This is a genomic window from Allorhizobium pseudoryzae (assembly GCF_011046245.1).
GTDB lineage: Bacteria > Pseudomonadota > Alphaproteobacteria > Rhizobiales > Rhizobiaceae > Neorhizobium > Neorhizobium pseudoryzae.
On sequence record NZ_CP049241.1, the window covers coordinates 1,939,736 to 1,954,488 of the forward strand.

At 61.9% G+C, this 14,753-nt stretch carries 9 protein-coding genes; all 9 read right to left on the reverse strand.

The window, feature by feature from the left end:
- Positions 1 to 134: 134 nt before the first annotated feature.
- The 9 genes from G6N78_RS09360 to G6N78_RS09400 all read right to left on the reverse strand — a co-directional run bounded on the left by G6N78_RS09360 (position 135) and on the right by G6N78_RS09400 (position 14,744).
- The gene (locus G6N78_RS09360) at positions 135 to 1,376 is read right to left on the reverse strand and encodes an SAM-dependent methyltransferase (protein WP_165217712.1); all 1,242 of its coding nucleotides are present in this window, start codon (positions 1,374 to 1,376) and stop codon (positions 135 to 137) included.
- A gap of 112 nt (positions 1,377 to 1,488) precedes the next feature.
- Positions 1,489 to 1,980 carry a MaoC family dehydratase gene (locus tag G6N78_RS09365; RefSeq protein ID WP_165217714.1) on the reverse strand — a complete coding sequence of 164 codons (492 nt, stop codon included), beginning with the start codon at positions 1,978 to 1,980 and terminating at the stop codon, positions 1,489 to 1,491.
- Between the two features lie 37 nt (positions 1,981 to 2,017).
- Complete coding sequence (gene glgX / locus G6N78_RS09370) at positions 2,018 to 4,003, reverse strand: glycogen debranching protein GlgX (protein WP_165217715.1); 1,986 nt, start codon at positions 4,001 to 4,003, stop codon at positions 2,018 to 2,020.
- 124 nt (positions 4,004 to 4,127) lie between these two features.
- Positions 4,128 to 5,756, reverse strand: coding sequence for an alpha-D-glucose phosphate-specific phosphoglucomutase (locus G6N78_RS09375; RefSeq protein WP_165217717.1), 1,629 nt, complete (start codon positions 5,754 to 5,756; stop codon positions 4,128 to 4,130).
- Positions 5,756 to 7,201: a glycogen synthase GlgA gene (gene glgA, locus G6N78_RS09380; RefSeq protein WP_165217718.1), complete on the reverse strand. Its 1,446-nt coding sequence runs from the start codon at positions 7,199 to 7,201 to the stop codon at positions 5,756 to 5,758. Before glgA ends, G6N78_RS09375 begins: the two co-directional genes overlap by 1 nt.
- A 34-nt stretch (positions 7,202 to 7,235) precedes the next feature.
- On the reverse strand, positions 7,236 to 8,501 hold the full coding sequence (gene glgC / locus G6N78_RS09385; protein WP_165217720.1) for a glucose-1-phosphate adenylyltransferase: 1,266 nt from the start codon (positions 8,499 to 8,501) through the stop codon (positions 7,236 to 7,238).
- Positions 8,502 to 8,524: 23 nt separating this feature from the next.
- Positions 8,525 to 10,741: a 1,4-alpha-glucan branching protein GlgB gene (glgB, locus tag G6N78_RS09390; protein WP_165217722.1), complete on the reverse strand. Its 2,217-nt coding sequence runs from the start codon at positions 10,739 to 10,741 to the stop codon at positions 8,525 to 8,527.
- Positions 10,741 to 13,203 carry a glycogen/starch/alpha-glucan phosphorylase gene (locus G6N78_RS09395; protein WP_165217723.1) on the reverse strand — a complete coding sequence of 821 codons (2,463 nt, stop codon included), beginning with the start codon at positions 13,201 to 13,203 and terminating at the stop codon, positions 10,741 to 10,743. Before G6N78_RS09395 ends, glgB begins: the two co-directional genes overlap by 1 nt.
- A gap of 233 nt (positions 13,204 to 13,436) precedes the next feature.
- A complete protein-coding gene (locus G6N78_RS09400; protein ID WP_165217725.1) occupies positions 13,437 to 14,744 on the reverse strand; it encodes a vWA domain-containing protein in 1,308 nt (435 codons plus the stop codon).
- Between the last annotated feature and the right edge of the window lie 9 nt (positions 14,745 to 14,753).

A 14,753-nucleotide genomic window follows, 5' to 3' on the forward strand; every position in this document is an offset into this window, starting at 1 on the left:
GAAAGCTGCAACGTTGTAGAGGTTGCCCGCCATCAGGATCGCTATTCCAACGGTGAAACAGGCGGTGGATGCCTGGTCAATCGCGTTAGCCAGGTTTGTTCGATTTGGGCTGGATCAGATCTGTCATGATCATCTCAGATTGACAGATCAAGCTGCCGTTCCCGCTCGATATAGGCGCGCTGCTGGTCCGTCACATAGTCGCGCACGATCGGGGCTGCATCGCGGGAGCGCGAGAGCTGCATGTGAAAGACCAACTGGCTGCCGGTGCGGAACATCATCTCGGCGCTGATCAGGTAGAACTCCCACATGCGCGCGAACCGCTCGTCATAGAGGGCTATGACCTGGTCCCGGTTCGCCTCGAAGCGTTCCGTCCAGTGGCGCAGCGTTTCGGCGTAGTGCAGCCGCAGGAATTCCAGGTCGGTGACCCAGAGACTGTTCTGCTCCACGACTTCGAAGACTTCCGACAGCGCCGGCGAGTAGGCGCCGGGGAAGATGTATTTCCTCAGCCACGGGCTTGCCATGCCGGGCGGGCTCATGTGGCCGATGGAGTGGATCACGGCCAGCCCGTCATCCGGCATCAGGGCGTTCAGCTTCTTGAAGAACTCGTCGTAATGGTGGACGCCCACATGTTCGAACATGCCGACCGAGACAATGCGGTCGAACTTGTCCTCGACATCACGGTAGTCTCTCAGTTCGAAGCGGACGCGGTCCGCCACCCCTGCTTTTCTCGCCCGTTCGGAGGCAAGCGCCTGCTGTTCCTTCGACAGCGTGACGCCGGTAACCGTCACGTCCTCGAGCGTCGCGAGGTAGAGTGCGAGGTCGCCCCAGCCGCAGCCGATATCGAGCACCTTCATGCCGGGCTTCAGGCAGAGTTTTGCAGCGAGCAGCCTCAGCTTGTTGCGTTGCGCCTGTTCCAGCGTCTCGTCCGGCGCGCGAAAATAGGCGCAGGAATAGAGCATGTTCTCGTCGAGGAAGAGTTTGTAGAAGTCGTTGCCGAGATCATAGTGATGCGCGACGTTCTGCTGCGCCTGGCCCTTGCGGTTCGACTGCTGGCGTTTACGGAAGCGCATCTTGATGGCGCGCAGCACCTTCTGCAGCGGATAGGAGCCGAGCGACAGGCGGTTGACCGAAAACAGCCGCAGGAAATCCTTGAGCGTCGAGCCGTCCTCGAAGCGCATGGTGCCATCCATATAGGCTTCGCCGGCGGCCAGTTCCGGGTTTAAAACGAGGCTCTTGTAAAGCTTCGGGTCGCTCAGCCGCATGGTGACCGAGATGCCCGTTGTGCCTTCGAAGACGTGCCGCCTCCCGTCTGCATCGATGACCGTCAAACGGCCCTTGCGGATGAAGGATTTCATCATGTGGGAGAGTGGGAACATCAGGCAAACTCCGAAAATCAAACAGTCATGGTGGCATGCTCATTTCAGTCATCTGCAGTCTGCCGGGCCTTGTATCCCGGGTAGTCTTCGGCCGGGTGGCCGTTCGAGAGGCTCAATCCCAGTCGTCCGGCCGATCCTTCGGGTCGAACTGTACGATCGTGGTCCAGGTCGCGACAAGCGCCGGCTTGCGCTCGTTCTCGATATCGACCGTCACCTCATAGGTGGTCATCAACATGCCGGCGCCGCGCAGGCGCGCCTCCGTCAGGGTAAAGCGACCGCGAATGCGCCGGCCGCAGCGCACGGGCGAGCCGAAGCGGATCTTGTCGAATCCATAGTTCAAACCCATGGTCTGCTCGCGGATGTGCGGCAGGGAATTGTAGTTCATCGCCGAGAGCAGCGAGAGCGTCAGGAAGCCGTGGGCGATGGTTCCGCCGAAGGGGCTGTCCGTCGCGGCCTTTTCCGGATCCGTATGGATGAACTGATGGTCGTGGGTGGCATCGGCGAACTGATCGATCATGGTCTGATCCACCACGATCCAGTCGGAGACGCCGATTTCCTGGCCAACCAGATCCTTTACCTCTCGCAGTGCGATTTCACGCGGCATCGAAACTCCTGATTCGCCACCAGAGATTTTGGAAATCTTACAGGCTTTCCGTGACTTTGGTACCGGTTCCGGCACCTTCGACCTGCCAGGAAACGCTGCGTGCGGGCAACCGAAAGCGGCTGGCGCGGCCGCCCGTCAAAAGGTCATGCCAGGGGCCGCCCGGCAGCATGACATGGATCGGTGACGCATGCCGGTTGAAGAGGATAGCAATCCGGGTGTCGCGCTGCGTTTCCCGGTCATGCGTCTTGAGAAGCATGGTCAACTGGCCCCGATCCGGCGTTTCCCATTCGGCGACGGTCATCGGTGCACCGTGTTCGTTCAGCCATTCGACGTCGCCCTGCCGCCCGGTGAAGAAGGCGGTTTCGGAGAAGACGGAGAAGCGGCGGCGAAGCGCAGCCAGCGTTGCCGTGTGCTGGATCAGTTCCTCATCCAGCGCCGACCAGTCGAGCCAGGTGATGCGGTTGTCCTGCGCATAGGCATTGTTATTGCCGCCCTGCGAGCGCCCGCCTTCGTCACCCGCCGTCAGCATGATCGTGCCGCGGGTGGCAAAGAGGGTCGCAAGCAGCGCCTTCACATCCCGCCAACGGGCCGCGACCACCGCCGGCTCGTCGCTCGGGCCTTCGATGCCATTGTTCCAGGAATGGTTCTCGTTGTGGCCGTCGCGGTTCTCCTCGCCATTCGCCTCGTTGTGCTTGTGCGCGTAGGAGACGAGGTCCATCAGGGTGAAACCGTCGTGGGCCGCGAGAAAATTGACGCTGCGGGTTTCGCTCACGCCGTGGCGGGCAAAGCTTTCCGAGGAGCCGGCCAACGCATGGGCAAGCCGCCCCGTCTTCCAGTCATCACCGCGCCAGTAACAACGCAGGTCGTCGCGCGTGCGATCGTTCCATTCGAGGAACGGAGGGGGGAAGTTCCCGAGTTGGTAGCCGCCCGGCCCGATATCCCAGGGCTCGGCGATCATCACCCGGTCGCGGAGCACGTCGTCGGAGAGGATGGCAGCGAGCGTCTCGCTCTCGCGCGAAAACCCGTCGGCGCTGCGGCCGATGACGGGGGCGAGATCGAAGCGGAACCCATCGACGCCGGCCTGGAGGACGAAGTGCCGGAGCGTATCCAGGATCAGCCGGCGCACCACCGGATGATCGCAGGCGACTGTATTGCCGGTGCCGGTATCGTTGACCAGATGGCCGGGCTCACCCGGTACATGGCGAGAATAGGTGAGGTTGTCGAGGCCGCGCAGCGAAAGGGTCGCACCAAACCGGTCGCTTTCGCCGGTATGGTTGAAGACGAGATCGAGGATCACGCCGATGCCGTTGTCCTGCAGCGTCTTCACCGTCTCGGCAAGCTCCGGCACACCGCCCGGCACGAGACGCGGATCGAGCGCCATGAAGGCGACGGGATTATAGCCCCAGCCATTTGTGAGGCCGAGGCCTGGCAGATGCCGCTCATCGATCCAGGCAGTGATCGGCATTAGTTCGACCGCATCGACGCCGAGCCGTTTCAGATGGTCGAGCACAGCCGGATGGGCGAGCGCTGCGGCAGTGCCGCGGATCTCCTCCGGCACGTCCGGATGCAGCATCGTGAAGGGGCGGACCGCGACCTCGTAGATGAAACCGCCCTTTGGCAGCAGCGGTTTCGCAAGCGCCACCGGCCGGTCACGCGTCACGATCGCCTTCGGCACCAGCGAGGCGGTATCCTTGCCCTGCAGCCAGAGGCGGGAATCATGGCGGAAGGGCCGATCGAGCTGCTTTGCGTAAGGATCGACCAGAAGCTTTGAAGGATCGAACCAGAGACCACGGTCGGGATCATAGGCACCATGGGCGCGAAAACCGTAGCGCGCCCCTTCGCCGACGCCCTCGACATCGATCTCGAAGCGGCCCTCCCCAACGTTCTGCATCGCAAGGCGCGCCGTTTCCTGCGCGCCATCCTCATGGAAGAGGCAGAGATCGATGGCCGAAGCATGGGCAGAGGAGACGGAAAAGCGCGCCCCCGTCTCATGAAGCGTCACACCCAACGAATCGTCGTTCATGCTGTGTCCCCGCCCGCTGATCTGTCTCCCAACTCTTAGTTCAGAAATGGGTGGGAGGGCAGAGGAGCATGAGCAATTTCTTGCGACCATAACGGGGAGACGACGGCCTCCCCGTTGAAATGCATCACGTAATCACCGTCGGAGCATTGCGCCCCGTGCGGGCCTTGATCTCGGCAATCGCATCGGCGGCGGCGATCAGGTCGGCGAGCGCTTCCTGGGTCTCGATGCCGTGGCGGCTGGCGTCCGGCTCGTAGCGTTCGACGTAGACGCGCAACGTCGCGCCGGAGGTGCCGGTGCCGGACAGGCGGAAGACGACGCGGCTGCCGCCCTTGAAGAGTACGCGGATGCCCTGGTTCTTCGAGACGGAGCCATCGACCGGATCGTTATAGGCAAAATCATCGGCGCTTTCGACGGTGAGTGCGCCGAAGGACTGGCCGGGCAGGGTGGCGAGCTTGTCGCGCAGGTTGGCAACGAGACCATTGGCGGCGTCGGTATCGACTTCTTCGTAATCGTGGCGCGAATAGTAGTTGCGGCCATACTCCGCCCAATGCGCCTCGACGATCTCCTTCACGCTCTGCTTGCGTGCGGCAACGATGTTCAGCCAGAAGAGCACCGCCCACAGGCCGTCCTTTTCACGCACGTGGTTCGAGCCGGTGCCAAAACTTTCCTCGCCGCAGACGGTGGCCTTGCCGGCATCCAAGAGGTTGCCGAAGAACTTCCAGCCGGTCGGCGTCTCGTACATGCCGATGCCGAGCTTTTCCGCCACGCGGTCGGCGGCGGCACTCGTGGGCATGGAGCGGGCGATCCCGGCGATGCCAGCCTTGTAACCGGGCGCGCAGGTGGCGTTTGCCGCAATCACCGCCAGGCTATCGGAGGGGGTGACGAACATGCCCTTGCCGACGACCATGTTACGGTCTCCGTCGCCATCGGAGGCGGCGCCGAAATCGGGGCCGTCCGGGCTCATCACGTCGTCATAGAGCTCCTTGGCATGCACCAGGTTGGGGTCCGGGTGGTGGTGGCCGAAATCCGGCAGCGGTTCGGCATTGCGCACCGAACCTGCCGGAGCACCAAGCCGCTTTTCGATGATCTCGACCGCATAGGGGCCGGTGACGGCGCTCATGGAGTCGATGGCAACGCGGAAGCCGGAGCCGATCAGGTCGCGGATCGCGCCGAAATCGAACAGGTTTTCCATCAGGTCGGCATAATCCTTGACCGGATCGATGATCTCGACCGCCATCGCACCGAGCTTGACGGTGCCGGTGCTATCCAGATCGACGTCGGCGGCGTCGATGATCTTGTAGCTTTCGATCGCCTTCGACCTGGCATAGATGGCATCGGTGATCTTTTCCGGTGCCGGGCCGCCATTGCCGATATTGTATTTGATGCCGAAATCTTCCGTGGGGCCGCCGGGATTGTGGCTCGCCGACAGAATGATGCCGCCGAAGGCGCCGTATTTGCGGATGACATGCGAAGCGGCGGGCGTCGAGAGAATGCCGCCCTTGCCGACCATGACCTTGCCGAAGCCCGCGGCGGCCGCCATCTTCAGCGCCACCTGGATGACCTCGCGGTTGTAGTAGCGCCCGTCGCCACCGATCACCAGCGTCTTGCCTTCAAACCCGTCCAGGCTGTCGAAGATCGACTGGATGAAGTTCTCGGCATAGTTTTGCTGCTGGAATACCGGCACCTTCTTGCGCAGGCCAGACGTGCCCGGCTTCTGGTCAAGGTAAGGCGTGGTGGAAACGGTCTTGATCATCAATGAGAACCTTTCGGTAGAAGGCTGGAATAGAGTTTTTGATAGAGGGCGGCGCTCTTGTCCCACGAAACGTCGGATTTCATGCCCTGCTTCTGGATCTGGGCCCAGGTTTTTGTGTCGCCATAAAGGCGGACGGTGCGGCGGATGGCGCGCTTCAGACTGTCGAGCGTGATGGGACCGAAGGAAACGCCGGTGGCGACCTTCGCCGCCAGCGCCGCCGGATTGGCGTCGATCACCGTATCGTTGAGCCCGCCGGTACGCGACACGACCGGCACGCAGCCATAACGAAGGCCATAGAGCTGCGTCAGCCCGCAGGGCTCGAAGCGGGATGGGATGAGGATGGCATCGGAGCCTGCCTGCATCAGGTGCGACAGCGGCTCGTTATAGCCGACGGTGATGGCAACGCGGCCCGGATGGCGGGCGGCAGCCGCCTGAAGCGCTCCCACAAGCGCTGCATCGCCCGAGCCCAGAACCGCAAGCTTGCCGCCGAGGGAGACGATTTCATCGACCGCTTCGGCGACCAGATCCATGCCCTTCTGCCAGGTCAGGCGCGAGATCACGCAGAAGAGTGGCCCGTCATCCTCGATGAGGCCGAAATGCGCTTCCACGGCGCGCTTGTTTTCCAGGCGTGCCTTCATGTCGCCGGCACCGTAGGGGCGGGCAATGGAGGCGTCGGTTTCAGGGTTCCAGACGTCGATATCGATGCCGTTGACGATGCCGTGCAGTTCGGAGGCCCGCCGGTTCAACAGGCCTTCGAGGCCCATGCCGAAGTCCGGCGTCAGGATTTCCTCGGCATAGGAGGGGCTGACGGTGCTGACGGCCCAGGCAGTCTGGATGCCGGCCTTCAGGTACCCCACCTGGCCGTAATATTCGACGCCGTCTATGCCGAAGGCGTGGTCCGGAAGGCCGAGATAGGGGAAGATACCGGCAGAAAAATTGCCCTGGAAGGCGATGTTGTGAATGGTCATCACGCTCGGCAGGGCGGGCTTTTCACCGAAACGCATATAGGCGGGCACGAGGCCCGTCTGCCAGTCGTGCACATGCACGAGATCCGGCTGCCAGCCGGAAATCCGGCCGCCGGCAATTTCGGCGCCGGCGAGAGAGAGGGCGGCAAAGCGGCGCCAGTTGTCCGGATGGTCCTTGCCCTGCTGATCGACATAAGGACCGCCCGGGCGGTCGAAGAGCGCCGGCGCGTCGAGGATCAGAAGGTCGAGGCCCGCCACCTTGGCTGCGAGGATGTCTCCCCGCACGCCGAGCAGGTCCTCGAAGCTTGCCACGATCGACATCTCGTCAAGAGCCGCCATGACGGACGGATAGCCGGGGATGAGGCTTCGCGTTTCCACGCCGTGCGCGGCAAGCGCCAAGGGCAGGGCGCCTGCAACATCGGCAAGCCCCCCGGTCTTGATCAGCGGGTAGATTTCGGAGGCGACCGAAAGAACCTTCATGCGTTTCCCTTTATCCCCTCGGCGGGCGCTTGGTTTAAAGATCGAGCTTGTCGATCATCGGCTGGGTGATCAGGCAGATGCCGCTCTCACTGCGCCGGAAGCGCTTGGCGTCCAGTTCCGGATCTTCGCCCACGACCAGGCCTTCCGGAATGGTTACACCGGCATCGATGACGACATTGCGAAGCTGCGCGCGCCGTCCCACCCGGACATTGGGAAGAATGACGGCGCCTTCCAGACGCGAATAGGAATTGGCCCGGACACCGGTGAACAGTAGGCTGTTGTAGAGCGAGGAGCCGGAGATGATGCAATCGCCGGAGACGACGGAGGAGACAGCCGAACCGCGGCGATCTTCGTCGTCATGCACGAACTTGGCGGGCGGGGTGATTTCGGCATAGGTCCAGATCGGCCAGGATTTGTCGTAGATATCGAGCTCCGGCACGATGCCCGTAAGGTCGATATTGGCCTGCCAGTAGGCGTCGATCGTGCCCACGTCGCGCCAGTAGGCCTCCTTCTCGAAGTCGGAGCGGACGCAGGACTGGGTGAAGCGGTGGGCGACGGCTTTTCCGTTCGCCACGATCCACGGAATGATGTCCTTGCCGAAATCGCGGCTGGAATTCGGATCGGCGGCGTCTTTCCGCAGGCACTCCATCAGGAAGCGGGTGTGGAACACATAGATGCCCATGGAGGCGAGCGCAAAATCCGGCTTGCCGGGAATGCCCGGCGGGTCGGCGGGCTTTTCGACGAAATTTATGATCTCGTCCTTTTCATTGACATGCATGACGCCGAAGCCGGTCGCTTCCATGCGCGGCACTTCGAGGCAGCCGACGGTCACGTCCGCGCCGGAATCGACGTGCTGCTGCAGCATCAGCTCGTAGTCCATCTTGTAGATGTGGTCGCCGGCGAGGATGACCATGTATTCCGGATTGTAAGCTTCGATGATGTCGATGTTCTGGTAGACGGCGTCGGCCGTGCCTTCATACCACTGCGTTTCGGAGACGCGCTGGGAGGCGGGCAGGATGTCGAAGCTTTCGTTACGCTCCGGGCGCAGGAAGTTCCAGCCGCGCTGCAGGTGGCGGATCAGCGAATGGGCCTTGTATTGGGTCGCCACGCCAAAGCGGCGGATACCGGAGTTCAACGCGTTGGACAGGGCGAAATCGATGATGCGGGCCTTGCCGCCGAAATAGACGGCCGGCTTGGCACGGCGATCGGTCAGTTCCTTCAGGCGGCTGCCGCGGCCTCCGGCCAGGACATAGGCCATGGCATCACGGGCGAGCGGTTGGCTTCTCTTTATTGTTGTCATGAATGGTCCCTCCCTTTACGCAATCAATGTTCCAGTTGAAGCATGATGGTGGCAAGCGGCGGCAGTGTCACTTCGGCGTGGATGCTTCCCCCGGCGGAAACCGCCTGCACCCTGCCGCCATTGCCCTTGCCGCTGCCGCCGTAGATTTCCGCATCGGTATTCAGGATCTCACGCCAGCGTCCGGCCACCGGCAACGGCACCCGGTAGCTCTCCCGATAGACGGGCGTGAAATTGGTGATGACCGCCACGGGTTTTTCGCCCGGTGCCTTGCGCAGCCAGGCATAAACGGAGGCTTCCGCGTCGTCGGCCAGCAGCCACTCGAAACCCTCCGGCTCGCAATCGCGGGCGTGCAGCGCCGGCTTCGAGCGGTAGGTGAAGTTCAGATCGCGCACCAGGCGGCGCATGCCTTCGTGCGGATGGTAATGCAGCAGGTTCCAGTCGAGCGATCGTTCCTCGCTCCATTCGCTCCACTGGGCGAACTCCTGGCCCATGAACAGCAGCTTCTTGCCGGGATAACCCCACATGAAGGCATAATAGGCGCGCAGGTTGGCAAACTTCTGCCAGTCGTCGCCGGCCATCTTGGCAATCAACGAGCCTTTTCCATGCACCACCTCGTCATGGCTGAGCGGCAGGACGAAATTTTCGGTAAAGGCGTAGAGCAGGCCGAAGGTCAGTTCGTTGTGGTGGAACTTGCGATGCACCGGCTCCCGCTTCAGGTAGCTCAGCGTGTCGTGCATGAAGCCCATGTTCCACTTGAAGCCGAAGCCGAGACCGCCTTCATGCACCGGGTGCGAAACCTTTGGCCAGGAGGTGCTTTCCTCGGCAATGGTCATGACGCCCGGGTGGGTGCCATAGTTGATGGCGTTCAGCTTCTGCAGGAAGCGGACGGCCTCCAGGTTTTCACGCCCACCGTATTCGTTCGGGATCCACTCGCCTTCCTTGCGGGAATAATCGAGGTAGAGCATCGAGGCGACCGCATCGACGCGCAGGCCGTCCAGGTGGAATTTCTCCGACCAGTAGAGGGCGTTGTTGACGAGGTAGGAGAGAACCTCGATGCGGCCGAAATTGTAGATCGCCGTGTTCCAGTCCGGGTGATAGCCCTGGCGCGGATCGGCATGTTCGTAAAGCGCGGTGCCATCGAATTCCCGGAGGCCATGGGCATCGGTCGGAAAATGCGCCGGTACCCAGTCGAGGATGACGCCGATGCCCACCTTGTGGCAGCCGTTGACGAAGCGGGCAAAACCTTCCGGTTCGCCGAAGCGGGCGGTCGGCGCATAAAGCCCGGTCGTCTGGTAACCCCAGGAGGGATCATAGGGGTGTTCGGTGATCGGCAGGAACTCGATATGAGTGAAACCCATATCGACGACGTAGGGGATCAGTTCCGCCGCAAGTTCGTCCCAGCTCAGGAACGTGCCGTCGCTGCGGCGACGCCAGGAGCCGGCATGGACCTCGTAGATGGAAATCGGTTGCCGGCGGTGATCCGCCTTCGCCCAGAACTCCCGGTGAGCGGTGTCATCCCAGGCCTGGTCGAGTTCCGCCGCCGCAATGGAGGCGGTTTGCGGGCGAAGCTCGGCGCGTCGGGCGTAAGGGTCTGCCTTCAGCGGCAGGATGGTCCCTGCTTTGTCGACGATCTCGAACTTGTAGGTCGCACCGGGGCGGACATCCGGGGCAAAGATCTCCCAGATGCCGGTATCCTGGCGCAGCCGCATCACGTGCCGGCGGCCGTCCCAACTGTTGAAATCTCCGACGACGGAGACACGTGCCGCATTGGGTGCCCAGACCGCGAAGTGGAAACCCTCGGCCCCTTCATGTTTGAGCGGATGGGCGCCCATCTTGTCGAAGAGCCTCAGATGCGAGCCTTCGCGCAAAAGATAGTCGTCCATCGGGCCGAGCACGGGACCGAAGCTGTAGGGGTCGGTAAGCGCCCATTCCACATCGCCACGGCGGGCGCGGTATCGCAGCGGGCGCGGCTGTGTGATCGAGACGAGGCCTTCGAAAAAGCCGTCCTCGTGACGGCAGGCGAGTTCGCCCACCGCCTGCCCATCGAGCGTGAGCGCGGTGACCGCCTCGGCGCCGGGAACGAAGCAGCGGGCGATGACGCCGCCGCCGATCTTGTGGGGGCCGAGGACAGCGAAAGGATTGCCGTGCGAACCGCGGGTTATCGCCTCAATCTCGGAAAGTGGAAGTTCACCGCTACTCTTCTGTCCGTCCTTGCCGAGGGTCTTGGGCGTATGGTTCATCAGGCTCTCCAGATCTCCGTCGCATACTGACGGATGGTGCGGTCTGACGAGAACCATCCCATACGTGCGGTGTTGTAGATCGTCTTTTCGAACCATTGCGATGGTTCGCTCCAGATCTGGTCGACGTCACGCTGGGCCTTGGCATAGGCGTCGAAATCGGCCGCCACCATGAACCAGTCGTGATTGTACAGCCCATCGATCAATCCGGAGAAACGCGAGCGATCATCCGGCGAGAACACACCCGAAGCAATGGCCGACAGCGCCTGCGACAGTTCCCGCGAACCCTCGATGATGGCGCGTGGATTGTGACCGTCCGCGCGCGTGCGGGCGACTTCCTCGGCCGTCATGCCGAAGATCACGATGTTATCGGCGCCCACGTGGTCGCGCATCTCGACGTTTGCGCCGTCGAGCGTGCCGATCGTCAATGCGCCGTTCAGCGCAAACTTCATGTTGCCGGTCCCGGATGCTTCCATGCCGGCCGTCGAGATCTGTTCCGAGAGGTCTGCTGCGGGCGCCATGATTTCGGCGAGCGAGACATTGTAGTTCGGCACGAACACGACCTTCAGCAGGCCGCGGACGGCGGGATCGTTGTTGATCACGCGGGCCACGTCGTTCGCCAGTTTGATGATCAGCTTGGCGTTGTGATAGCTCGGCGCCGCCTTGCCGGCGAAGAACTTGACCCGCGGCACCCAGTCGAGTTCCGGATGCGAGCGGATCTGGTCGTAGAGCGCGACTGCTTCGATGATGTTCAAAAGCTGGCGCTTGTATTCGTGGATGCGCTTGATCTGGATGTCGAACATCGCCGACGGATCGAGCCGGATGCCCATGCGGCTGCCGACGAGGTTGGCAAGCTGCACCTTGTTGGCGCGCTTCACCGCGGCAAACTTTTCCTGGAAGGAGGCGTCCTTGGCGAAGGCATCGAGCGCCGTCAGCTTTTCGGTGTCATCCTCGAAGGCATCACCGACCGCTTCGCGCAACAGGTTGGTGAGGCCGGGATTGCACTGCATCAGCCAGCGGCGCGGCGTGATCCCGTTCGTCTTGTTGTTGATGCGGGCGGGGTAGAGCGCATGAAGATCGGCAAACACCGTTTCCTTCATCAGTTCCGTGTGCAGGGCTGAAACGCCGTTGACGGAGTGCGACCCGACAAAGGCGAGATTGCCCATACGCACGCGGCGGTCGCCGTTTTCGTCGATCAGCGAGATGGCGCGGATCTGTGCATCGCCGAATTTCTTTTCCTTGCGGGCCTCGAGCAGGATCTTGGTGTTTACTGCATAGACGATCTGCATGTGGCGCGGCAGAAGGCGCTCGAAGAGCGGCACCGGCCAGCTTTCCAGTGCCTCCGGCAGAAGCGTGTGGTTGGTGTAGGAGAAGGTCTGGCGGGTGATCTCCCAGGCTTCGTCGAAATCCATGCCGTGCACATCGGTCAACAGGCGCATGAGTTCGGCGATTGAGACGGCCGGATGCGTGTCGTTCAGCTGGATCGACACCTTGTCGTGCAGATTGGTGAAGTCCGGATACTGCTGAAGATGGCGGCGCAGGATGTCCTGCAGCGAGGCGGACGAGAAGAAATATTCCTGGCGCAGGCGCAGTTCCTGGCCGGCCGGGTTGGCGTCGGCCGGGTAGAGCACGCGGGTCAGCGCTTCGGCCTTGTTGCTTTCGCGCAGTGCGCCGATGTGATCGCCGGCGTTGAAGGCGTCGAGCAGGATCGGGTCGATCGGCTGGGCCGACCAGAGGCGCAGCGTGTTGACGCGCTTGCCGCGCCAGCCGACGATCGGCGTGTCGTAGGCCATGGCGATGACGCGCTCGGCCGGTTTCCAGACGTAGCGCGGCGCCTCGTCATAACCGCCGACACTTTCGACCGAACCGCCATAGCCGATTTCGTAGGAGCTTTCGCGGCGCTCGAATTCCCAGGGGTTGCCGTGGGCAAGCCAGGTTTCCGGCAGTTCCACCTGCCAGCCATCCGCCATCTGCTGGCGGAAGAGGCCGTGCACATAGCGGATGCCATAACCGTAGGCCGGAATGTCGACGGTCGCCATGCTTTCCATGAAACAGGCGGCCAGGCGGCCGAGACCGCCATTGCCCAGCGCGGCATCCGGCTCGAGCCCGGCGATCACGTCGATATCGACGCCGAGCGACTTCAGCGCGTCGCGCATCTCCGACATCAGACCGAGATTGGTGACGGCATCGCGCATCAGGCGGCCGATCAGAAACTCCAGCGACAGATAATAGACCCGCTTGTCGCCCGTCCGGTACACCTTGCGGGTGGAGTCCATCCACTTGTCGATGATGCGGTCGCGCACCACCAAAATGGAGGCCGTCAGCCAGTCATGCGGCTTGGCAACCTTGGCATCCTTGCCGATGCGGTAGGTCAGGCGTTCAATGATTTCTTCCGCAAGAACCTTGGGATTGGAACTGCGCGGAGCGGGCTGGGGGATGTCTACCGGGGAGAGGGTATTGTTCATTCGGCCGCCAACTTTTCTGTTCTGAACGAGATCGAGCTAGGTTCAAATTATCCGGTACAATGTCTGGCGACAGTTTATGCACCGTTGCGGGACACATGCAATCTTCCTGGTGCGATGTTCTTTGCTGCTATGCGAAATTCATCCGTGAACATGTGACAAGTATTTGGAAAAAAACGCGAAGCGCCCGCACTGGTTCCAGTGCGGGCGCTTGTTGGATCGGAAAAATGGCGGCGTCAGTTGGTCAGGCGGACTGCGGTCTTTGCCGCCTTGCGACCAATGTCCCCGAAGGCTTTGACGAGTTCTGTCATGTCGTTCGACTCGTAGTAGTTTTCCTCGCCGCTCGCACAGGCCTTCAGCAGTGATTTGCCGCGGTCTGGCGCCATGAAGGCGACGGTAAACACCGTGATCTTGTCGTCCTTTGCGGTCTGGCACTGGGCCCGGACCTTGGTGTCCAGCGCCTGGTTCCAGTTTGCGCTGTTGCCGGTCATCTCGCCGTCCGTCATCAATACGATGAAGCGGCCGAAATTGTCGTTACCCTTCGTCTTGTGCTGAGCTGCCTCATTGCCGTTGGCACTCTTGAACGCGGCAAAGGCAATGTCGAGCGCGCCGGTGGCGTCGGTGCCGCCGGTCGGCTGTTCAGGCAGCGCCTGGACATAGTCCGAAGCCTTTGTCGTGCCCCATGCCGGTGGCTCTTCCTTTTGGGTCTGATGCGTATAGGACACCGCGCCCACGCGGATCAGTTTCTTGGCTTCTTCCTGCTGCAGGTTGGCGCTTGCCACATCCGGAGCGGACGCCTTCAGAAGCTCGGTGAACATGACGGAGGCGGCGGCCTTTAGTGCGGCGATCTTGGTCACGTAATTGGTGACCGTTTTTGTCTCCGTGTACCAACCGTAACATGTCGCCGGACGACCTCTCCAGTCCGTGCACGCGTAATATCCGTACGCATCTTGTGTCACTGTCTTCGTCGGCGAGACCGGATCCACCGTCGTCGTGTCCCACGCCATTGAGCCCGACCGGTCAAGAACCAGATACATCGACAGTGCATTTCCCTCACGGGCGCTGTTGGCAACGCTGGCAATGCTCACCGGAACCGTCTTGAAGCCCAGCATCTGCGTCAGCGGATTGAGCTGGATCGCGTAGGTCGAGTTCATCTTCACGACGAAGGCCTTGCTGGAGCCGCCGGTCGAAGTGATCGTTGCCTCGGCCTCGGTCGACTTCAGCAATTCCGCCTTGGCTTCGGCCAGCTGTTCCTTCGTCAGGCCCTGTTGTTCCAGTTCCTGAAGTTTCTGGCCAATCAGATAGTCCTTGGCCATCTCTTCGGCCTGTTCCTCGGTCATGGCGTCGGTCGTCGACAGCTTGGCGGCGGCGGCCAGTGTCGCAGCGTCAGCCATGGATTGCAGATCGGACTTCTGCTGCATGACATTGGTGAGGTCGATCGCCATGCCGCCCACACCGATCGACAGTGGCAACAAAAGCGCGGTCATCATGCCGAAGTTGCCGCCACGATCCTTTATCAGGCGCGGGAGTGAGAAGCTGATCATTGTCGCCAT

Bases quoted from the DNA above. Each gene is read 5' to 3' on its own strand.
- G6N78_RS09360 (WP_165217712.1), bottom strand. From the start codon at position 1,376: ATGTTCCCACTCTCCCACATGATGAAATCCTTCATCCGCAAGGGCCGT.
- G6N78_RS09365 (WP_165217714.1), bottom strand. From the start codon at position 1,980: ATGCCGCGTGAAATCGCACTGCGAGAGGTAAAGGATCTGGTTGGCCAG.
- glgX (WP_165217715.1), bottom strand. From the start codon at position 4,003: ATGAACGACGATTCGTTGGGTGTGACGCTTCATGAGACGGGGGCGCGC.
- G6N78_RS09375 (WP_165217717.1), bottom strand. From the start codon at position 5,756: ATGATCAAGACCGTTTCCACCACGCCTTACCTTGACCAGAAGCCGGGC.
- glgA (WP_165217718.1), bottom strand. From the start codon at position 7,201: ATGAAGGTTCTTTCGGTCGCCTCCGAAATCTACCCGCTGATCAAGACC.
- glgC (WP_165217720.1), bottom strand. From the start codon at position 8,501: ATGACAACAATAAAGAGAAGCCAACCGCTCGCCCGTGATGCCATGGCC.
- glgB (WP_165217722.1), bottom strand. From the start codon at position 10,741: ATGAACCATACGCCCAAGACCCTCGGCAAGGACGGACAGAAGAGTAGC.
- G6N78_RS09395 (WP_165217723.1), bottom strand. From the start codon at position 13,203: ATGAACAATACCCTCTCCCCGGTAGACATCCCCCAGCCCGCTCCGCGC.
- G6N78_RS09400 (WP_165217725.1), bottom strand. From the start codon at position 14,744: ATGATCAGCTTCTCACTCCCGCGCCTGATAAAGGATCGTGGCGGCAAC.